The 22,063-nt window shown below is 42.7% G+C and carries 16 protein-coding genes; 5 read left to right on the top strand and 11 right to left on the bottom strand.

Annotation, left to right across the window (positions count from 1 at the left end; translation table 11 throughout):
• Window positions 1–272: 272 nt before the first annotated feature.
• Window positions 273–1,358: a Wzz/FepE/Etk N-terminal domain-containing protein gene (locus ACHZC4_RS01740; RefSeq protein WP_394752038.1), complete on the bottom strand. Its 1,086-nt coding sequence runs from the start codon at window positions 1,356–1,358 to the stop codon at window positions 273–275.
• Window positions 1,359–1,489: 131 nt separating this feature from the next.
• Here ACHZC4_RS01740 and ACHZC4_RS01735 point away from each other — a divergent pair, with 131 nt between their 5' ends.
• Entirely contained in the window at window positions 1,490–3,601 is a 2,112-nt protein-coding gene (locus tag ACHZC4_RS01735; protein ID WP_394752037.1) for a RelA/SpoT family protein, read from the top strand.
• Window positions 3,602–3,637: 36 nt separating this feature from the next.
• Window positions 3,638–6,376: a DNA polymerase I gene (gene polA / locus ACHZC4_RS01730; RefSeq protein WP_394752036.1), complete on the top strand. Its 2,739-nt coding sequence runs from the start codon at window positions 3,638–3,640 to the stop codon at window positions 6,374–6,376.
• Between the two features lie 24 nt (window positions 6,377–6,400).
• Here polA and ACHZC4_RS01725 read toward each other — a convergent pair whose 3' ends face one another.
• Complete coding sequence (locus ACHZC4_RS01725; protein ID WP_394752035.1) at window positions 6,401–6,997, bottom strand: hypothetical protein; 597 nt, start codon at window positions 6,995–6,997, stop codon at window positions 6,401–6,403.
• 271 nt (window positions 6,998–7,268) lie between these two features.
• Here ACHZC4_RS01725 and lgt point away from each other — a divergent pair, with 271 nt between their 5' ends.
• On the top strand, window positions 7,269–8,057 hold the full coding sequence (lgt, locus tag ACHZC4_RS01720) for a prolipoprotein diacylglyceryl transferase (RefSeq protein ID WP_394752034.1): 789 nt from the start codon (window positions 7,269–7,271) through the stop codon (window positions 8,055–8,057).
• 57 nt (window positions 8,058–8,114) lie between these two features.
• On the opposite strand, the gene ACHZC4_RS01715 is transcribed toward lgt, so the two are convergent.
• The 5 genes from ACHZC4_RS01715 to ACHZC4_RS01695 all read right to left on the bottom strand — a co-directional run bounded on the left by ACHZC4_RS01715 (window position 8,115) and on the right by ACHZC4_RS01695 (window position 14,193).
• Window positions 8,115–9,521 carry a DUF6851 domain-containing protein gene (locus ACHZC4_RS01715; RefSeq protein ID WP_394752033.1) on the bottom strand — a complete coding sequence of 469 codons (1,407 nt, stop codon included), beginning with the start codon at window positions 9,519–9,521 and terminating at the stop codon, window positions 8,115–8,117.
• 424 nt (window positions 9,522–9,945) lie between these two features.
• Window positions 9,946–10,620 (bottom strand): hypothetical protein, encoded by a 675-nt coding sequence (locus ACHZC4_RS01710; protein WP_394752032.1) that lies wholly within the window; start codon window positions 10,618–10,620, stop codon window positions 9,946–9,948.
• A gap of 233 nt (window positions 10,621–10,853) precedes the next feature.
• The gene (gene ilvC, locus ACHZC4_RS01705) at window positions 10,854–11,870 is read right to left on the bottom strand and encodes a ketol-acid reductoisomerase (RefSeq protein ID WP_394752031.1); all 1,017 of its coding nucleotides are present in this window, start codon (window positions 11,868–11,870) and stop codon (window positions 10,854–10,856) included.
• 95 nt (window positions 11,871–11,965) lie between these two features.
• The gene (ilvN, locus tag ACHZC4_RS01700) at window positions 11,966–12,457 is read right to left on the bottom strand and encodes an acetolactate synthase small subunit (RefSeq protein WP_394752030.1); all 492 of its coding nucleotides are present in this window, start codon (window positions 12,455–12,457) and stop codon (window positions 11,966–11,968) included.
• On the bottom strand, window positions 12,457–14,193 hold the full coding sequence (locus ACHZC4_RS01695) for an acetolactate synthase 3 large subunit (protein ID WP_394752029.1): 1,737 nt from the start codon (window positions 14,191–14,193) through the stop codon (window positions 12,457–12,459). Before ACHZC4_RS01695 ends, ilvN begins: the two co-directional genes overlap by 1 nt.
• A 391-nt stretch (window positions 14,194–14,584) precedes the next feature.
• On the opposite strand from ACHZC4_RS01695, the gene ACHZC4_RS01690 reads away from it, so the two are divergent.
• On the top strand, window positions 14,585–14,998 hold the full coding sequence (locus ACHZC4_RS01690; RefSeq protein WP_394752028.1) for a hypothetical protein: 414 nt from the start codon (window positions 14,585–14,587) through the stop codon (window positions 14,996–14,998).
• Between the two features lie 270 nt (window positions 14,999–15,268).
• On the opposite strand, the gene ACHZC4_RS01685 is transcribed toward ACHZC4_RS01690, so the two are convergent.
• The 3 genes from ACHZC4_RS01685 to ACHZC4_RS01675 all read right to left on the bottom strand — a co-directional run bounded on the left by ACHZC4_RS01685 (window position 15,269) and on the right by ACHZC4_RS01675 (window position 19,829).
• Window positions 15,269–15,502: a hypothetical protein gene (locus ACHZC4_RS01685; RefSeq protein ID WP_394752027.1), complete on the bottom strand. Its 234-nt coding sequence runs from the start codon at window positions 15,500–15,502 to the stop codon at window positions 15,269–15,271.
• A gap of 22 nt (window positions 15,503–15,524) precedes the next feature.
• A complete protein-coding gene (locus ACHZC4_RS01680; RefSeq protein ID WP_394752026.1) occupies window positions 15,525–18,887 on the bottom strand; it encodes a tetratricopeptide repeat protein in 3,363 nt (1,120 codons plus the stop codon).
• A 105-nt stretch (window positions 18,888–18,992) separates the two neighbouring features.
• The gene (locus ACHZC4_RS01675; RefSeq protein WP_394752025.1) at window positions 18,993–19,829 is read right to left on the bottom strand and encodes a sulfite exporter TauE/SafE family protein; all 837 of its coding nucleotides are present in this window, start codon (window positions 19,827–19,829) and stop codon (window positions 18,993–18,995) included.
• A 121-nt stretch (window positions 19,830–19,950) separates the two neighbouring features.
• Here ACHZC4_RS01675 and ACHZC4_RS01670 point away from each other — a divergent pair, with 121 nt between their 5' ends.
• Window positions 19,951–21,183, top strand: a complete 1,233-nt coding sequence (locus ACHZC4_RS01670) for a multifunctional CCA addition/repair protein (RefSeq protein ID WP_394752024.1) — start codon at window positions 19,951–19,953, stop codon at window positions 21,181–21,183.
• A 20-nt stretch (window positions 21,184–21,203) separates the two neighbouring features.
• On the opposite strand, the gene rsmI is transcribed toward ACHZC4_RS01670, so the two are convergent.
• Window positions 21,204–22,061 carry a 16S rRNA (cytidine(1402)-2'-O)-methyltransferase gene (rsmI, locus tag ACHZC4_RS01665; RefSeq protein ID WP_394752023.1) on the bottom strand — a complete coding sequence of 286 codons (858 nt, stop codon included), beginning with the start codon at window positions 22,059–22,061 and terminating at the stop codon, window positions 21,204–21,206.
• Between the last annotated feature and the right edge of the window lie 2 nt (window positions 22,062–22,063).

Genomic DNA, 22,063 nt, shown 5'->3' with positions numbered 1-22,063 from the left:
TGTGAAGCTTTCAAAAAAAGTGTAGTGCCTGACTGAAAAAATACAAACCCAATACCATAAAAAACGATAAACTTTGGCCGTTAGCCAAAATACCCCACTCTTTAAGTGGGTAGCTCTTTAATTCAAATAAGCGCTTATTTATGAAAAAATATCAAAAAATATTAATGCTCATGGTTCAACAAGGCTCTCATGAGCTTGTCGAACGGCTCTTCATTTATGCCCTTTGGGTACGAATGGTTTTTTAAAATATTTGACCGACAGATCAATATTGACTAAGTACTACTTCCATTTTTTTTATTCAACATTTCGCTTTGAAAAAATTCATACGTAAAAGCCGCTGCTAAAGCAATGGCAACCCCTAATAAAACAAAACTAAGCATAATGGCTGTTTTACTTAATCCCACAGAATCTGTTGATGTCATTACTGGCACCACTGCTTTGGTATTACTGATATTGACCAAGGCATTTTTAAGCTGATCTATCGAATTTTGCTCATCATTTTGAGCACGTAAATTATCCGACAAGGCCTTTTCAAGCTCATTACGTTGCTGATTTAAATCAATTAATAAATACTTTTCGACTTGATCAATCATTTGTTGATAACGCTGGATTTCACTATCAATTAACAATACACTCATGGCACCTGTGGGATTGTTAATGTTGACATTATCACGATTTTTTAAGGTATGTGCCAACAACTCCTTTTTTTCTTTCAGCTGTGTGCTTAAGAGTTCAGATGTTTTGTTCAAGCGCTCGGTGTTGGCAGCAATTAACTTGGCATTATCCTTGGTGCTGGCCAAAACATTTTCCGCATGTGCGATGCCCACTTCGAAGTTTTTGATTTTTAAAATGGTTATTCTGGAGTGATCATCAATTAACTTTTTAACCACATCATTTATTAATTGTTTGTATGCGGTTTCTCGGTTAATTGCTCCTCTTGCTTCAATATTAAGTATTTCACTGTTTTTGGGCACGACTACATTTATGGTGTACCGGCCTCTATCAGAAGGGTTCTTTTCATAATGCTGTGCTAAAACAAAAGGGATATAAGCCGATATGATTTTATTTAGCGCAGTTTGAGAAGATTCAATCAGCTCAGACTTACCTTGATTATCCGCAGTGGAAAGAGTGCCAATTTGCACAGTCGTGGAAAAAGAGTAAATTACAGGTTTTAAAAGCGCCGAGACCACGCCAGCAATTGTAAAAATCAACAGGATTGTTAAAATTATTTTATGGTGTTTCAGCACAATACGGTACAGATCAATCAATTTAATTGTATTCTGTTGCTGAGCCAAAGAAGGGTAAAAATATTGTGGCGGGACGCTGGGATTCGCGCCTTGCTTATTATCGTTATTCATTATTATTTAATTTGTTTGCCATTACTAAAAGATGGGGTTTTGTAGAACAAACAACCCTCTTGTCTTACGCTATTGTTAGTCTAGCCTATCATGATTATTCACTATTTTCGAATCATTCGCGCCCTATTTTAATGAAAAAGACCTTTGCGACAACCTCATCACTTTTCAGCCGGTTTTCTAGCTTTGATAGCCAAATCATAGAACAGGCTTTAAACATTACTGCTTTAATTCCTGAAGATCTACATTATCATCGCCCACAAAGCTTTGAAGTTGCTGTTTTTTTAATGGATTTTAATGTCGATGTAAATACTATAGTGGCGGCATTGTTAAGCGATCCTCGTTTGGCAAAGCTCAGTGCCCCAGTTGATATTGCCAAAGTATTTGGTATAAAAGTAGCAACCCTGGTTGATAACGTTAACTCTTTAAATCGATCTAACGTTTACTCTCCAGAGATGACGCGCCAGCCTAACCAAACAGAAACATTACGGCGCATGTTGCTATCCATGACTCAGGATATTCGTGCGGTGTTAATCAAGCTGGCCTACCGCACGCTGCGTTTGCGCGGATTGGCAAAGGAATCCCACGAAACCCAGTTGTTTATCGCTCAAGAAACTTTAGATATCTATGCACCTATTGCCAATCGTCTTGGCATACATCAGCTTAAATGGGAGCTGGAAGATTTCGCATTTCGCTATTTAAATCCCCAGGCCTACCGCAGCATTGCCAAATCACTGGCCAACAACCGTGTGCAGCGAGAGTTGTGTATTAATAGCTTCATCACGCTGCTAGATAACAAATTGGCAGAGGTCGCTATTGGCAGTGAAATCAGTGGCCGCCCCAAACATATCTATAGCATTTGGAAGAAAATGCAGCGTAAGCAGTTGGACATTGATGAGCTGTACGATCTGCTGGCGGTGCGTGTTATTGTGGGTAATTTAACGGAATGTTACACCGTGCTGGGCATTGTTCACAGTATCTGGCAGTACATTCCTAAAGAATTTGATGACTATATCGCTAATCCCAAAGAAAACGGGTATCAATCGCTGCATACCGTTATTTTAGATACTTTAGGTAATCGCATCGAAGTACAAATTCGCACGCAGGATATGCACGATTTTGCAGAGCTTGGCGTTGCTGCGCATTGGTCGTATAAGGAAGGTGGCAAACAAAATGCGGTGTTGGAAAAAAACATCACGCAGTTGCGTAAACTGCTGGAAGAAAATCCTGATGACACTTTGGCTGATAGTTTCCAAAGCGAATTATTTCATGATCGGGTTTATGTATTAACCCCAAAAGGCAATCTGGTGGATTTGATTAAAGGCTCGACACCCCTGGATTTTGCTTATGCCATTCATAGCGATATTGGGCATCGTTGTCGGGGTGCGAAAGTCAATGGCCGCATCATGCCGCTTACCTGTACCTTGAAATCCGGAGATCGTGTAGAAATATTGAATGCAAAAGCCGGTGGCCCTAACCATAACTGGATTGATCCGCACTTGGGGTATTTGAAGTCATCACGCGCTATTAGCAAGGTGAAAAGTTGGTTTAAAAACCAGCAGCAAGCTGACAATATAGCGACCGGTAAAAATATTCTGGATAAAGAGCTGCAACGCTTGGGGATAAAATTAGCCAATTTAAATGAGCTGGCCAAGCATTTTCATTTTTCCGATAATGATAAACTTCTGGAAGCTATCGGACGAAATGATATCAATCATCGTCAATTAGCGGCATTTTTTAAAGTGCCTGAGCTGGAAAAAACCGTTGTTGTTCCAAAAACTAAAGCTTCAGTAGCTCCCGCCAAATCAATGATTGCTGTTGATGGTATCGATAACATATTGACCTCTTTTGCATTGTGCTGCAAACCCGTGCAAGGTGATGCCATTATTGGCTATATCTCCCATCACAAAGGCATTACCGTACACCGGCAAGACTGCGAAAATATCGTACATCTCGCATCTGAAAAACAAGCGCAGCTTGTTTCAGTGGCGTGGAGTCAGCAAAAATCCAGTTTTGCTGTGCCTATCAGTATCAATGCCTTTAATGGCCAAAATCTGCTGGGTGACGTGTCCTCTATTTTAGCGCAGGCCAAAGTTCATATCAGTAACGCTGTGCTTAATACCCATGCTGATTTTTCCGCAACCCTGGAGTTAACCATACAGGTGGAAAATATCAATCAATTAAGCCAAGTCCTGAGTAAAATAGGTCAGCTCCCTCATATTACTGATGTGAAACGCAAAATATAATCCCTGCCTTGAACCCTAAACTTGAAATCCTTATACATGTCTGAAAACACACAACAACGCTTCATTTTAGTGGATGGTTCGTCTTTTTTATTTCGCGCTTACCATGCTATTCCACCGCTAACCAGCCCTAAAGGCTTGCCCACTAGCGCCATACACGGCGTAACCAGCATGTTGCGTAAACTTATTGCCGATTACCACAGTGATTACATTACTGTGGTATTTGATGCGCCGGGCAAAAGTTTTCGCAATGATCTGTACGATCAGTACAAGGCCAATCGGCCACCCATGCCGGATGATTTACGTGACCAGATAGCGCCGCTTCATGAGGTAATTCGTGCCATGGGCTTGCCACTGATTATGATTCCTCATGTTGAAGCGGATGATGTTATTGGCGTGTTTGCCCAGCAAGCTGAACGCCACGGCTTTAAAGTCATTATTTCCACAGGCGATAAGGATATGGCGCAATTGGTGAATGACAACATTATGCTGGAAAATACCATGACCAACACGCGCATGGATAGGCAAGGCGTCATCGACAAATTTGGTGTTAAGCCGGAACAGATCGTTGATTATTTAGCCCTGATTGGCGACAGCAGTGACAATATTCCGGGCATTCCAAAAGTTGGCCCAAAAACAGCGGTAAAGTGGCTGGCGCAATATGGCAGCATAGCTAATCTAGTTGCCGCAGCGCACGAGATTACCGGCAAAATCGGCGATAACCTACGGGATAATTTGCCGCAACTGGCGTTATCCCAACAGCTGGCGACCATTAAATGCGATCTGGATTTACCTTACAGCATTGATGATTTAAAACAGCAACCGATGAAGGTCGCTGAACTTAAAATGCTTTTGTCGGAATTGGGCTTTTCATCATGGCTTAAAACATTGGATAACATAACACCCCCTGTTGCCGTAATCAATGCCGTGGTTGATAATCCAGGGCCGGAGGTGGTAGTTGAAGCGCTTGATACGACTTATGAAACCGTACTAACCCTGCAACGCTTTGATCATTGGCTGGCACAGCTTGAGCAAGCCGAGCTGTTTGCTTTTGATACAGAAACCACCAGTTTGGATTACACCAAAGCTCTGATTGTCGGGGTGTCATTTGCGGTTACGCCGGGCCATGCTGCTTATGTGCCTTTAGCGCATGATTATCCTGGCGTACCGGATCAGTTAGACAGAACAACTGTACTGGAAAAACTGCGTCCGTTACTGGAAAATCCAGCCAAGGCTAAGCTTGGGCAAAATCTCAAATACGATAACCATGTCCTGGCTAATCATGGTATTCATCTGCGCGGTATGGCGCACGATACCATGCTGGCTTCATACGTTTTAAACAGCACCGCCAGCAAACACAATATGGACGATCTGGCCAAGCACTATTTGGGTGTCGATACTATCCATTACCACGACGTTGCGGGCAAAGGTGCCAAACAAATTCCTTTCAAAGAAGTTAACATAGAACAAGCCGGGCCTTATGCCGCAGAAGATGCCGATATTACTTTACGACTGCATGAGGTGCTGAGCGCAAAACTGGCCGCTATTCCGAGCTTACAGCATTTATATGCCAGCCTTGAAATTCCTCTGATTGCTGTATTGGCGCGTATTGAAGCCAACGGCGTATTGATAGATATTTCCATGCTGGCTCAGCAAAGCATGGAGTTGGCAAGCCACATTTCAGCCTTGGAGCAACAAGCGCACGATTTGGCCGGACAAAGTTTTAATTTGGGTTCGCCTAAGCAAATTCAGGAAATTTTGTATAACAAACAAAAGCTGCCGGTGTTAAAGAAAACACCGACCGGCCAGCCATCAACCGATGAAGGCGTGCTGCAAGAATTAGCCTTAACGTATCCATTGCCCAAACTGCTTATCGATCACCGCAGTTTAAGTAAGCTCAAGTCCACTTACACCGATAAATTGCCGCAGCAGATTAATGATAAAACCGGTCGCATTCACACCTCGTATCATCAGGCGGTAGCGGCAACGGGCAGGTTATCGTCATCGGATCCTAATCTGCAAAACATTCCTATCAGGAGTGAAGAAGGCCGAAAAATCCGTCAGGCTTTTATTGCACCGTCGGGTTATCAAATTGTCGCGGCAGATTATTCACAAATTGAACTGCGTATTATGGCGCATTTATCCGCTGATGCCGGTTTGCTGGCCGCCTTTAACGAAGGCTTGGATGTGCATAAAGCTACCGCTGCCGAAGTATTTGGTGTAGCGTTAGATCAGGTCAGTAATGATATGCGCCGCTCTGCTAAAGCCATTAATTTTGGGTTGATTTATGGCATGTCGGCGTTTGGACTGGCGCAACAATTGGGTTTGCCGCGTAATCAGGCGCAATCGTATATTGAGCTGTATTTTTCCCGGTATCCTGGGGTTAAACAGTATATGGATAGCATTCGCGAGCAGGCCAAAGAACAAGGTTATGTGGAAACCCTATTTGGCCGTCGTTTGTATTTGCCAGAGATTAATTCGCGCAATGCCGCACGTCGTCAATACGCTGAACGCACGGCCATCAATGCGCCCATGCAAGGTACGGCGGCTGATATCATCAAACACGCCATGTTAACTACGGATGCGTGGCTTCTGGAAGCAAAACCCGATGCCAAAATGATTATGCAAGTGCATGACGAACTGGTGTTTGAGATTGCTATTGACCAGCTTGAAAGCTGTACCGCACAAATTAGAGTATTGATGGCGGGTGCGGCCAAGCTGAGTGTACCGTTAATTGTTGATATTGGCGTAGGGCATAACTGGGATGAGGCGCATTAGTCGGCTACGAACTGACAATTTGTGCTAGCTAAGCCAAGTAGCGATTTCTTGGGGAACGGTACTAAATATTGAACCCAAAACAACATAAATAATTGCCACAAGTGCCATTGGAATTCCGTCAAGCGCAAAATTTTCGAGTCTAGTATTTGTTTGGGAATGCTTGATATTGTGGCAATTTGATTGAGCATTTAGGCTATCAATTTCATTCTTGTTGATTTGGTATATCATTTCCATATTGGCTTCTAAACCTTTGAGTCGGTCTTCAATTGTGTCTGTTGATGGTGGCGAATAAAAAGTATTAATAGCTACCCTTATGGAAAGAATAACCGGTGTGGGTTCATTTATTGTAGATTTCCAAGGTGCTCGGCTCCACCAAGCATTAATCATTTTAGGCAGAGATAATTTTCCAAACTCACGCCGAACATCCCATAATCCACGTACCGTTATACCTATACCAATAAGTTGGAGAATTAACCCTCCATAACGCAGTAATTGTTCAATGGTGTCATGACAAAAATGAGGTGTGAGTAAAATTACAATCAGACAAATTACGATGAGTCCCAAAATACAGTACCCTTCTGCACCAAGCCATACATGGTATTTCTTTAAGAACGTTAACATTTCAGTTTCCCTAAAAATAATAACTATTTGAATCAAAATAATTTTAGTACAAATATTCTTATTTAAGGGCAGTTTTAAGATTTATTCGTGATGCAAAGCAACCCATGCTATTTAACGTACAGAATTGTAAAATAAATTAAGCATGCATTTGTCGGATCCATAATCCCTGATGCTAGTATTGGTGTAGGTAATAACTGCGATGAGGCACATTAGTATGGATGGGCTTGCGTTATAATGCCGTTATGTTTCCTATCTTTTCAAGGCATGGCTTATGTTAAGTTTTCCGCACATTGATCCCATTGCAGTCACGTTAGGGCCTATAAAAGTGCATTGGTATGGCGTGATGTATTTGATAGGTTTTGCCGCCGTTTGGATTTTAGGCCAAAAACGGGCAACGCAGCCGTGGTCGCCAGTTAAACCGGAAGCGATTGAAGACTTGGTCACTTATGGCGCAATGGGCGTTATTCTGGGTGGCAGAATTGGTTATATTCTGTTCTACAATTTTGCTGAATTTATCCACAATCCGCTCATTTTGTTTAAGATTTGGCAAGGCGGTATGTCCTTTCATGGTGGTATGTTGGGTGTGTTTATTGCTATGTGGTTGTTTGCTAGAAAACAGCACTGCACTATGCTGCAACTCACCGATATTATTGCCCCGTTAGCGCCGATTGGTTTGGGGGCAGGGCGACTCGGCAATTTTATCAATTCAGAATTATGGGGCCGGACTACCGATGTGCCGTGGGCGATGGTTTTTCCGACGGGAGGGCCGCTGGCCAGACACCCTTCGCAGTTGTACGAAGCGTTTTTGGAAGGCGTGGTGATGTTTGTTATTTTATGGCTGTACTCCAAAAAACAGCGGCCTACGATGGCGACTACGGGCTTGGCGTTGTTGCTTTATGGCTGTTTTCGGTTTTTTGTTGAATTTTTCCGTATGCCCGATGCGCATTTGGGTTATATGGCGCTGGATTGGGTGACGATGGGGCAAATATTATCTACGCCGATGATTATAATTGGCGGCTTGATGTTTTATTTTGCGTATAGAAATAAAATAACAAATTAAGTATTACCGCTTGCTCAAGCACAAGCTCAAGCAAGCGTATAAAAACAAGATTGCAGATTAATTAAAAAGCATTTTACTTTTCTTCCAGGCTTGCTTACCAATAACCCGACCTAATTTACGTGATACTAAATCCCCGTCAACAAAATGAATGCCACCATAACGTCTTGAAATGCCTGCTTGGTCAGCGGCATCGCTGAAAGTCAGCCACGAAAGAACGGTAGCATTAGCAGGGACTATGTTAGGTTCAACATGTGACGAACCCGCTGGAATGGTAACGCTATAGCCAAATTTATCGCTTTTGGTAAATAATTTTAGCGTTTCTGCCGCTGCGGCACTAAATACACTGTGCCCGGAAATATATTCTGGAAAAGGCGGTGTTACCACATTGGCCGCTTGATAAGGCTTCCAATCAGCGCCATCAATAGCACCTTGCCAGGATTGCACGGTTTTGCCGGCAAAAAGGTAGTTAATTGCACTGACAGGTCTAACGTAATCAAAGTAACGCTTGGCATCCCAACAGGCAATGCTGGCATCCAGTACCGCATTCGTCATCGCAAAAAACATTTTCACATCCTGGTCTACCGTATGGTGGTCACGATCAGACACGTATTCTGCAAATAATGTCCAATGTCCAGGAGGAAGTTCAGAAGACGGGCCATCTGACCAGTATTCAGCAATTACTTTTTTCTCATCGGTTAAATGGGCGCTATAAGCTAAAACTTGGCGTGCCTGAATTTCATAACGGACTGGCTGTTTGTAATAATCAGCGGGTTTAGGTAATGTTTTACGAAATTGACTGCCTGATTTTAAGGCATAAGGAATAACTTTACCCCAGTGCGGAGCAATAAATTTCTGTACTTTATCGCCTATTTGCAAAGGCTGCCAGTGGTTAGGGTTGCTAATATGTGTCGGTGTATTAACAGACGTATAGTTTGTATAATCCGAATAAGGGCCAGGATTTAAATCGCCTAATTGATTAGAGCGATCATGATGACGAAAATCTAGCACAGCCTGAGCCGCTACATGGCCTAGGCCAGCGGGGGTGGTAATCAGAACACTGCTATTCGCTGGGTTATAACCCAGTGTTGTTAGTAAAGCATCAAAACTTGACACTTGCGTAGGGAAAAGATCGGAGAGACATTTGTGTGCTGCATAGCTAATCGCTTCTTGTTTATTAGCCTTAGTCTGCTGTTGAATAGGTTGGCGTAGTTTTTTACCCAAACGTGTACCCTTGGCTTTTTTATCATACGCTGCCCAAGCATCATACATACAGGTATGGGTGATGGCTAATGATCTAGCAACCATGGGCGGTCCTGGATGTGTAACCCGTATGGCTTCTAAGGCCGCTTCGTTCCATTGGGTGACTACCGTATTACCGGCGGCAAAGCCATTCTGGCTAACGGCTATTAAGGATGCAATACAGAAAGGAGTGAAGGGATTTTTATAAAATTTTGATATATACATTGAAGTTACCGTTAAGTCTCTATCGTGAGGGTGATAAAATTTATACTTGGCTGATTTTTGACAGAAAATAATTTGGTCTGGTGAATTTAAAAAACTGTCCTAAGTGCCAAGGCAAAACTGGCCTTTATAAAAAAACCTTAAGATGGATTTGGAAATATGTGCTTCCATTATTGTGTCCTATGGTTTTTTTAGAAAAATTGAAAATATTTTTATTTTTGAATGTAACTTACATAAATTAACAACAGCTTATATAAGTCATAAACGTTTTGTGTTGTTTTCCGGTTTGATGTCATGATAAGGAATTAGCACTTTAAAATCTGTGCACTATTTCACATTAAAACGGGTAGTATTTACCTAGTAATTCAGGTTTTTTTGTGATTATCAATGTTGTTTATGGAATACAACCCATAAAAAATGCTATCTACTAGCCCAGCTTTTTTTGACGAAAAGCGCTTAATTCGACTTCACCCAGGCCTAATAAACTGAGAATAGCGGGATTGGGTACTTTTCTGTAATCATCAAGGCGAGTAATTTGCGATTTGACGTTATGCGATTGTATCGCTTTAAAATCCAGTCGCAACCGAGTGACACGGTTGAACTGTGTTTGGTCGCCGCTAAATGCTGAATAAAGTTTAAAAAACTGTGAGCCTGTATAGGTTTGGAATTCTGTGCTGGCAAGGCCGCCATTAATGCTGATACTCACAGAAATATCAAAATCAACATCGATAGCGGTTAATAAGATGCCTTTGCCTAACGCGGCAAAGTTGGTCTGGTCAAAACAATACTCTATAAAGCTGCTGCCGTTTGAACCCCCCGTATTATTGATTTTTAAAAAAGACCCGCCAATGATAACAGTTTCAAATTCGTAAATGCCACCGGTTGCCAATGCAGAAACATTGCGTGTGGCTAGCTTAAGCGCTGTGCCGGAGACGAGTTTTTCCTGTGAACTGGTTGCGCTATTATCCACGCCATTGTCGCTAACATGTTGGTTTATGCTGAAATCATCAATTAATAATGTTGCTGTTTGATTTTCGTCTGCAAGATTAAGTGAATTAAACATCATAATTTTGGCAGTGCTGGATTTTGTTACAGTAGTCATGGTGGCATCCTTATGTAGTCAGAATTACGAAAGCTTATGTTCTTAAGACCAAGCAACATACATGCCACAACTTAATCAACTGATTTTTTTGGGATTAATTATTGAAAATTCTTTTATGGTAGCTAGCTGCGAACAAATGTGTCACTTTTTGACACAAAAAAGCCCATCTATAGATGGGCTTTTTAGGTTGATAGTGTAGTGTTAATTACACTATGTCTGTGCTGCGCTAGCGTTTAGTTCTTGGCTTTATCAACAATTTGATTGGCTTTAATCCACGGCATCATGCTGCGCAATTCCGCACCCACTACTTCAATCGGATGCTCTGCATTCAAACGGCGTTTTGCGGTCATTTCTGGATAATTGGTCAAGCCCTCAACGATAAAGCGTTTGGCATACTCGCCGTTTCTGATATTTTTTAAGGCTTCGCGCATGGCAAGACGGCTTTCATCATTGATGACTTTAGGGCCGGTGACATACTCGCCATACTCGGCATTATTAGAAATTGAATAATTCATGTTGGCAATGCCGCCTTCATACATCAAATCAACAATCAGTTTCAATTCATGTAAACATTCAAAATACGCCATTTCCGGCGCATAACCTGCTTCAACCAGGGTTTCAAATCCTGCCTTAATTAGCTCCACAGCACCGCCACATAATACCGCTTGTTCGCCGAATAAATCGGTTTCGGCTTCATCACGGAACGTGGTTTCAATAATACCAGAACGGCCGCCACCAATAGCAGACGCATAAGACAAACAAATGGCTTTAGCAGTGCCCGACGTGTCTTTATAAATTGCGATTAAATCCGGTACGCCGCCGCCGCGAACAAACTCAGAGCGTACAGTATGACCGGGCGCTTTCGGTGCAATCATGATGACATCCAAATCTGCACGCGGTACAACCTGATTGAACAAAATAGAAAACCCGTGTGCAAATGCCAGTGCTGCACCGTGCTTGATATTGGGTTCAATTTCAACTTTGTACAGTTGTGATTGAAATTCATCCGGCGTTAAAATCATGACAATATCCGCACCAGCAACCGCTTCCGGTACGTCTTTAACGGTTAAGCCGCATGCTTGGGCTTTGGCTACTGAAGGTGATCCGGCACGTAAGCCGACAACAACATCAACGCCGCTGTCTTTTAGGTTGTTAGCGTGGGCGTGGCCTTGTGAACCGTAACCAATAATGGCAACTTTTTTGCCTTTGATGATTGAAAGATCGGCATCTTTATCATAATAAACGTGCATGTGTTTTCCTGTTTTTCTGGGTGTCAATAAAATGATGAAAAGTACAGTGAGACGATTTTTAATCTTGAAACGTAGCTTCTGTACCTAAATAATGCTTATAAATGCAGGCCTTTTTCGCCGCGTGAAATACCGGTTGCCCCTGAACGTACCACTTCGACAATGCTTTTGGCATCAATGGCCGCGAGGAATGAATCCAATTTATCGGATGGGCCGGTAATTTCAACAATATAAGAGTCTGGCGTCACATCAATAATTTTACCGCGAAAAATATCCGCGATATTTTTAATTTCTTCACGATTTTTGTCGCTGGTTTTAATTTTAACCAGCATTAATTCGCGTTCAATATGAATATAATCCGCTAAATCGACTAACTTAACCACATCAATCAATTTGTTCAGCTGTTTAATGATTTGCTCAATCACTTCGTCACTGCCGCGTGTTACTAATGTCATGCGGGACAAGCTGGCATCTTCGGTTGCGGCCACGGTTAACGATTCAATATTGTAGCCCCGTGCCGAAAAAAGTCCGGCAACGCGTGATAATGCGCCCGATTCATTTTCAATGAGAATAGAAATAATATGTTTCATTACGCTAATTCCCTATCGGTTGGCGTGCCTGGGGCGACCCGTAATTTCATATCATGATGACCTTTACCCGCTTCAATCATCGGGTAAACGTTTTCAGTCCTATCGGTTATAAAGTCCATGAATACCGTGCGGTCTTTTAAAGCAAACGCTTCTTCAAGGGCAGGGCGGACATCTTCCGGTTTTTCAATGCGCATACCCACATGGCCATAGGCTTCTGCCAATTTAACAAACTCTGGCAACGTATCCATATAAGAATGCGAATAGCGACATTCGTAAGTAAACTCCTGCCATTGCCTAACCATGCCCATATAACGGTTATTCAGGTTAATAATTTTGATCGGTGTTTTATATTGCTTAGCCGTTGATAACTCCTGAATACACATTTGTATGCTGGCTTCACCGGTAATGCAGGCAACATCCGAATCAGGAAACGCCAACTTAACGCCAATAGCCGCAGGCAGACCAAAGCCCATCGTGCCTAAACCACCGGAGTTAATCCAACGCCGTGGTTTGTCAAAATGATAATACTGTGCGGCCCACATTTGGTGTTGGCCAACATCAGACGTTACATAAGCATTACCCTTGGTGACTTGGTACAGCTGCTCAACAACATATTGCGGCTTAATCAACGGGCTGTTACGGTCATAATCCAGGCAATTAATAGCGCGCCATTCTTCGATTTGCTTCCACCAGGCTTCCAACGCTTTTTTGCCGGGTTTTTTATCGCTGTCTTTAATCAGCTCCAGCATTTGTTCAAGCGCAGGTTTAACGTCGCTGACAATAGCCACATCCACCTTAACCGTTTTAGATATGGAGGCCGGATCGACATCAAAATGGATGATTTTGGCATACGGGCAAAATAGTTCGAGCTTACCGGTAACGCGGTCATCAAACCTTGAGCCTATGGCAATGATCAAATCACTTTCGTGCATGGCCATATTGGCTTCGTAGGTACCGTGCATGCCCAACATGCCAATAAACTGCTTATCGGTAGCAGGAAAAGCCCCCAAACCCATTAGCGTATTGGTAATCGGAAAGCCCAGCGTGTGCGTTAGCTCGGTTAATTCCTTGCTGCCATTGCCCAGCACCACGCCGCCGCCCGAATAAATAATGGGCCGTTGTGCTGCCAGTATTAATTCCAGTGCTTTTTTATAGTGGCCTTTGTCAGTAGTAACCGTAGGCTCGTAAGAGCGAATACTCACCTTTTTGGGGTACTTGTAGGGTACTTTAATCAGCGGCGAGGTAATGTCTTTGGGCACATCGACAACCACTGGGCCAGGGCGACCGGTAGTCGCTACATAAAACGCCTTTTTAATGGTTTCAGCCAGCTTGGTGACATCTTTCACCAAATAATTATGCTTAACGCAAGGGCGGGTAATGCCGATCATGTCGACTTCCTGGAACGCATCGCTGCCTATAACGGGCAAGGATACTTGGCCAGAAATGATTACCATGGGAATGGAATCCATGTAAGCCGTTGCAATACCTGTAACTGCATTGGTAGCACCGGGGCCAGAAGTGACCAACACCACACCGGGTTTTCCGGTTGCGCGTGCATAGCCATCAGCTGCATGGGTAGCGCCTTGCTCGTGCCTGACCAATATGTGTTTGATATCTTCCTGTTGGTACAGTGCATCATAAATATGCAACACTGCCCCACCGGGATAGCCAAAAATAAATTCTACACCTTCGTCTTTCAGGCTTTGAATCAGAATTTCCGCGCCGCTTAGCTCCACGCTAATACCTCAATATTCATAAGATGATTTTTGCAATGTTATTAAATTGTAAGCGTTTTTTAATAAATCAGGTTTTGAGTCTGCTTAAAAAACTAAACAAATGACTGCAAAATTAAAGTTAATGCTAATACTTAACCAGTCATTTTACTAGGTTCTAGATGAAATTGTAATGCTGATAGCTTACTCTTTAATTAAAAAAGCATTGTTGGTGCGAAAAATCGATAAATTGCAACGTGATTCTATTTTTATTGACAATATTTTGGCACTTTGATAGCTTCACTAAGCGCCTTGGTTAATTGCGATGGTGTATTTTCCTGTGTCGAGGCGTTGCTTGGGCTGTGTTTTTCAAGAGTCCGAATTTGTAATTGTTTCTTGTATGAGGGTCGAGATCATGAACAAACATGTAAAAACGTTTTTTCCTGTGGTGCTTGCCGCCGCTTTTATTTTTTCTTTTAGCCAATCTTTGGCGGCTGTGCCTCCGGTTGATAGCAAAGGCGTTCCGGCGATTGCTACTTGTCCGTCAGCGACAGGGACTGTCCAGCAGCCGGTGCTGCATTTTGATAAGATTATATTTACGGTAAAAGAGAAGTTGGAGGCGGCTAATCCTGCTGACCAGAGTCAACTTAGCGCATTGCCGCTTAATTCTGACTTGGATATAAAAGTAAAAGACAATCCCAGAACGGTTGCTGATTTAAAAGGCAAAATACTCACCTTTTTAGGGGCCTCTTTAAATGAAAAAAACAGGTTAAAAATTCAAGTTACCGATGTAGAGTATGCCGTAATCTGTGCCAAGGCGCTTAATTGATTGGTGGGTTGGTAAAACAGCTTTGGCATTCTGAAGGCTTGATTTATCTATTACGTAAATATTAAAACGCCCAGTATCCGAACTGTAGATATCTGGGCATTTTTTATCAAGTTTTCTCGGCACTGAGAAACTCGTAATCATTTTCGCTCTTTTCGCGGGTCGTGTAAGTAAGCTCCTTGTGGCTTACTCTGCGTGTTTTGCTTAGAGGTGTATTTACCCCGTTAAGCTTGAAAGACTCCCGCGTTTAACAACCTTCCGCTAAAAAGAACTTTAACAGGGGAAGTAAATCCATACTCCTCCGATTAAAACTCTACACATGCGTGTTGCTGTTAGCTGATTGACTTCTGTTTGGTTGGCTGGAGATGCTTTGATGTCATCGTCGCTAAGCAATATAGGTTGGTTAGTGGTGTCAACTGCAACCAAATGTGCTAGTTCAGACCCGATTAAGGCTTCTATGTCTTTAATGGTTTCTGGTTTTAAGGCACTGATATTGAATTTTTTCATGGTTTCTCCAGGTTTTTTAATATTAAAAGTTTAAAGTGAGGCGAGCAAACAACAATCGCTCTGGTATTAAATCCGATGCTCGGTATTCATTCATTTGATAACTACGATCTCGGTATTTAAAATTTTTATCCAGCAGGTTTTTTGCCTCTAGGCTAATCATGCCGTATTGTTTTGGAAAGCGATAACCGACAGCCGCATCCAGCAGTATAAAATTGCTCTTAAAGCTTTCTAAATTTTGAGCGCCACCCAACACAGATTGATGCACGAATTGCCCAGTAACATCGGCAAAAAATCCTGACGTATTAAAATAACGTACATTTAAGGGAATATACCCAGACTCTACTGATTGATAATCATTGTGTTGTTTTTGTCCACGAAAGCTTTCAAAGCGCATTTCTGAATTAAGCTGCCAATTAACATGAGGTAACCAATTGAAATATAGTCGGTAAAGTTCTTGTTCCTGTTTACTGAATACGGCGCTTTTTTTTGTTGTGTCAATTGAAGGTACATTCAAGTCACGTTTGTAAGCTTCCGCACCCATATAAAAATTATTTGTTGGGTGCATGTCCACCCCTACACCATACTGCGTTGCGCGGGTACCATTGGGATCATCAAAAAATTGGTTAAACCCTGCAACTTGCATGGGTTGAATTAATTGGTTGATGACGATAGGTGCTTTAACCGTTTGAAAGCCTGCAATACGCAAAGTTAAAGCTTTATTAATCTGCCATTGCAAACCGAGCTTAGGACTGAGTTGGCTGATTGTGAAGTTTGCATTTTCAAGATCATCAAGATAATTGTCATAAGATAAACCGGTTGTGGCTACGATATTTTTTAGCAGATTAATATGAGTATAGATATAGCCGAAGTTTTGATTATTTTCATAATCTTTATCATTTATTGTAGATATAAAGCGATTGAATTGAGGTATAAAGGCATTAAATAGACGATTATTATTCGACTGATATGAACCGCCGCCTATTACGCTATTAAATCTTTCACTGTGATATAGGTATTGGGCTTCGAACTGGTAGCCATGATGATTGGCGTTACCGTTATAAAATGTAGTTAACTCCAAACCTTTGACATCTTCATGCCTATCTGCATAGATATAAGAAAATAATAAATCTGAATGTTGTGCTGGCGAATATTTTGCACCAAGACGGTAAGTGCTTTGTTGCAAATTACGTCGAAAATTTTTGTCAGAATTTGTAGCGCTGCCAGTCATCTGAATATCGCCTTGTTCAGTATCCCGATAGCGGTATTCTGCTTGCATACTTAATTGGGGTGAAAATTCATACTGGCCAAAGACATTATACAGATTGTGTTTCAAATCAGCATTAGAACGAAAACCATCAGTTTGGTAGTGCATTTGCCCTAAACTGTAAGCAAACTTGTTATGAATCCCAGATAGTACCGCTTCATCTGCCCGCGTATCATTTGAGCCATAAAGACCCGTTGCTGTAAGACGATGTTGATTGCCCTCAAAAAGGCGGCTGTATTCATTGAATGATGTATCGGCAAAACCGGAACTTTTGGGAATATTCAAGTCGGTATAAGCTAGTTGTGGTTGTATTGGGTTGTAATTTAAAGGCTGTAATAATTGCGCCTGCAAAATTTCACTGGCACGGGCAATTTCCTGGCGTGGGCGATAAAGATAGCTATCCGCTAATAATCGGTGAGCACTATAATTACTAGGATCTACTGTCAAAGAAATTGTTGCCTGTTGACGCGCCACATCATCAAAGCCTAATTCTTTATAAATGCGGCCTAAACTCGCACTACGCACAGCTTTATCTTCATCCAGCAATAATTTAGACCGATATACTCCCCGATTATCATTTAACTCAATGGCTTTTTGCATATCATGCAGCGCTTCAACCGGACGATTAGTCGTTTGTTTAAGAATAGCATCGTAAAACCAAGGCGTTGGGTCTTTATTGTCCACGGTTTTGGCGATGTCAAACTCCTTGCCCGCAAATTCTTTATTTTTCAATTCATAGAAAGATTTACCCAAATAACTGCGCAAAATCGAATTATTAGGATCAAGGTTGACCGCAATTTCTAAATCACTTTTACCTTCTTCAAGTTGGCCTTGTCTGATTTTTGCCAACCCTAATCCTAAATAGGCGATAGGATCAGATGAATCAATGCTGATTGCCTGAGTGAAGGCTTGCTTACCGTTATTGATATTATTGTCAGCAAGTTCGGCAAAGCCTTTTATGGTATGGATTCTGGCCAGATCAGGATTAAGCGTTTGTGCTTTTTGGGCAGATTCTAATGCCGCATCACGGTCACAAACCGAAAGCTGTAACTCAGAAAGTCTCGCCCATGCCAACGCATTATTGGGGGCTAATGCTGCCGCAATCTGAGCTGACTTTAAAGCCTCTTCAACCTTAAATTGAGACTGGTAGGCATATGACAAAGCAATCTGAGCAACTTCTGATTTGGGATTTATCGCCACCGCTTTTTGCGCCTGTTGTAACGCCAATTCATGCTGATTTTGCGCTACAGCGATAATCGCTTGCAATCCCATGGCTGTGCTGTTGTTAGGTTCCAGTTTTAAAGCCTGGTTAATATGGGGCTGCGCCTCATCCAAACGCCCGACAGTCAATAGCAAAGACGCGGTGAATGTAGATGTATTCGCATCGCGCTGTGATTCCGGTAGGTTATTTAATAGCGCTAAAGCCGTTGATAAATTACCCTGTTGATACGCCGTTAATGCCGGTTGCAACTGGGGTTCTACAGAAGATAATTTTTGGCTTTGATAATCGGCAATCGGCGGATAATACAGCGCCCATTGCACCGCGTTTTCCGGCGTTACCGTTAATGCCCGTATTTTGGGTGGCTGATTGCGCTCAGCCTCAGCGCTAAAACCTTGTGTCGCCAAAATATGCCCGGCCTTATTTTCTGCTGATACGCTCCCATCGAAAACACTGACAGTGGTTTTGTCATTATTGACGGTGACTAAAAATTCAGTGCCTTTATGCACAGCATTAAGAAACGGCGTGTGTATATCCAATTCCTGATTGTGACGACTTCTAAAAAAGCCTCTGCCCTCAATTAAATCAATAAACCAGGATGTGGATTCTCTTTTAGGATCGGGTAGAATGAGCGTGGAGCTTTGGTCTAAGGTGGTAAGCGCTTCATTGGTAAATTTTAAAACTACACGGCCGTATTTTCCGGTACGAATACTGTCACCGAAGCATAGTGAGCCATTTTGGTGCGCCAATTCCCAATCGGGTTGAGTGTAATATTTAACGTCGACCTGGCCTTGCACAGAAACAATCTTCGCAAACCATTGATCGCATAGGGGCTTGGCTTGCAGGTAACAAGGATTTAGCAAGATGACCAAGAAAACATAATGAATTATTTTTTTATACATTATTATCATTAGGTAATGGCATTTAGATAGGCAATGTGAAATCAACTTATTGATTTTTTTGTAAGTATATCCTTATAGCAAGTTGCTTATTCCAACATAGTCATTTTATAAATGCAATAGACTGCTCATATTAACGCTCAATGATAGACAATAAGGCCATAAAAGCTTTACAACCATCACAAATAGCAGCACTGAAAAATAGCGTTTGAGTTGCTGTGCGGGGATTTTATTGGCGAGTTTCGCTCCTAGAGGCGCAGTAAAAACACTGGTTAACACAATACCTAAAAAAGCCGGTAGGTAGACGTAGCCGATGCTCCATTCCGGCAGGCTTAAAGCAGATTTGCCAAGCAGTATATAACTTACGGTACTTGCCACCGCAATAGGTAAGCCGCATGCACTGGCTACGGCCACGGCATTGCGCATCGGCATTTGGAAATACACTAAAAACGGCACAATTAACGTGCCCCCGCCAATGCCCAGTATGGCCGATAAGCAACCGGTAATGATACCGGCAATACTATCGGTATAAACAGATGATGTTTTTCGACTTGGCTTAGGCTTGCTGGCTAAAGCCATAGTGATGGCGGCGTATAATAAGTAAACAACAAAAACTAAGCGCAATAACTCTTTAGGCATTTGGTCGGCGACAATAGCGCCCAGCACTGAACCGATAATAATTCCTGGCCCCAAACGCAAAACCTTATCCCAAGCTACGGCACTTAAGCGGTGATGTGCCCATACGGATGAAATTGACGTAAAAATGATAGTGGCCAAAGAAGTGGCTACAGACATAATCATCACCAGATCCGCTGCAAAGTTTTGCTGGGTAAATAATATAACCAGAACAGGGACAATAATAAGTCCGCCTCCAATACCAAAAAGCCCAGCAGAAACACCGGACACTGTGCCTAACAACAAGCTGGCAATAAATATGGTTGTCACATCTTTCCTATCTGAAGTAATCGGTTAAAAATATTCTGTAAATCAGCTGAATTACGCGCAGATTCCACGGCAACTTTGGGTATGTTATTCTAAGTCATTATTCAATAAACACAGTGTAGATATGCAGACATATTTGGTTGGTGGTGCTGTACGCGATAAGCTGCTTAACGTGCCCGTCAAAGAACGTGATTGGGTAGTGATTGGCGAAACGCCAGAGTCGATGGTAAAGCAAGGCTTCCGTGCAGTCGGCAAAGATTTTCCGGTATTTTTGCACCCTAAAACAAAAGAAGAATATGCACTTGCCAGAACCGAAAGAAAAATAGCGCGGGGGTATAAGGGTTTTAGCGTTTACACCTCGCCCGATATTAGTCTGGAAGATGATTTAATCCGCCGAGATTTGACTATTAACGCCATGGCGATGACACCGGAAGGTGAGCTGATTGATCCTTATAATGGTCAGCACGATTTGGAAAAACGGATTTTTCGGCATATATCGCCGGCATTTGCCGAAGACCCGGTAAGAATATTACGCTTGGCACGCTTTGCGGCAAGATACCATACGTTAGGCTTTACCATAGCCGATGAAACTCTCGCGCTGATGCAGGCTATGGTGAGCGACGGGGAAGTCGATCATCTGGTTGCCGAGCGGGTTTGGGCGGAATTGCTCAAAGCCTTAAACGAAGCTTCACCGGCGGCATTTTTCTATACCTTAAAAGCTTGCGGTGCGCTGGAAAAAATATTCCCTGAAATTGCCCGCTTGTTCGGTGTGCCGCAACCGGCACAACACCACCCAGAGATTGATACCGGCGTACATACTATGATGTGTTTGGAGCAGGCGACGATGTTGTCATCTAAACCGGAAGTGCGCTTTGCCGCCTTAGTGCATGATCTGGGTAAGGGCATCACGCCGCCGGAGATTTGGCCGCACCATTATGGCCATGAGAAAAAAGGTTTGCCGGTTTTGGAGAGTTTTTGTAAACGTTTGCGCATCCCTAATAGCTTTAAAAATTTGGCGATGCACGTTATGGAATACCATACCCATTGTCACAAAGCTGCTGAACTTAAAGCCTCAACATTAACCGATGTCTTAACCATGTTGGGGGCATTTAAAGCCAACAACACTTTATTGGACTTTGTATTAGCCTGTGAAGCGGATGCGAAAGGCCGCACGAATTTTGAGAACAGGCCATATCCGCAAGCTAATCTTTATATAAATGCCGCCAAAGCTGCTGCTAATATTGATATGTCAACCATTAACAATAGCGGCTTGCAAGGCGCTCAAATTGGCGAGGCAATTCGTAAGTTACGTATTGCTGCCGTTGCTAGTTACCTGAAAAAACAGGCCGTGCCGTAGAGACGTAAGATTTTGCGTCTCTACAATTGCACGCCATTTAAGTCCAGTGCAAATTGGTATAGCAGTTTTTTTCGAATGCCGGTAATTTCAGCCGCCATTGCCACTGCTGTTTTTGTCGAACATTCTTTTAGCAATATTTCTAATAAGCGCTGGTGTTCCGGGCTGATTACCGGATCGCTTTTATCAATCTCCGCACCCGACACAATCACCACAAATTCACCTTTACGCATATTGTCATCGTTAGCGACCCGCGCCAGTGCATCCGCTAAACTGGCTTTTACGATGGTTTCGTGGAGTTTGGTTAGTTCTCTGGCGATGACAATTTGCCGATCCAGTGGCAATACTTCTGCCATATCTTGCAAGGAGGCCAGAACCCTATGGCTGGATTCATAAAATACCCAGGTTGTCGGGCATAGCAGTCTTTCACTGAAAAAGCTTTTTCGGGCGGATGAGGTGCGCGGTGAAAAGCCTTCAAACGAAAACGGAATCACCGGCAATCCAGACACTGATAATGCAGTAATCAAAGCGCATGCGCCAGGTATAGGCACGACATCAACATGGGCTTCTTTGGCCATTTTTACCAGCGGTAAGCCAGGATCACTCAGCAACGGTGTGCCAGCATCAGAGACCAAGGCAATGGACTGGCCTTCATGCAGCTTTTGTAATAAGCCCTTGGCGGCATTGTCCTCATTGTGTTGATGCAAGGCAATGACGCGGTTATTGATACCATAATGTTGTAGCAACATTTTTACATGTCGGGTATCCTCAGCGGCAATCAAATCAACTTGCTTTAAAATTTCGACGCCTCTAAAGCTAAAATCTGCTAAATTGCCTATTGGCGTAGCGACGACATATAATTTTCCATAATCAGTTGACATTC

The organism is Crenothrix sp., from assembly GCF_043729335.1.
Taxonomy (GTDB): domain Bacteria; phylum Pseudomonadota; class Gammaproteobacteria; order Methylococcales; family Methylomonadaceae; genus Crenothrix.
Note: the sequence above shows the minus strand (reverse complement) of the source record. Positions and strands in the feature narration are given on the sequence as shown.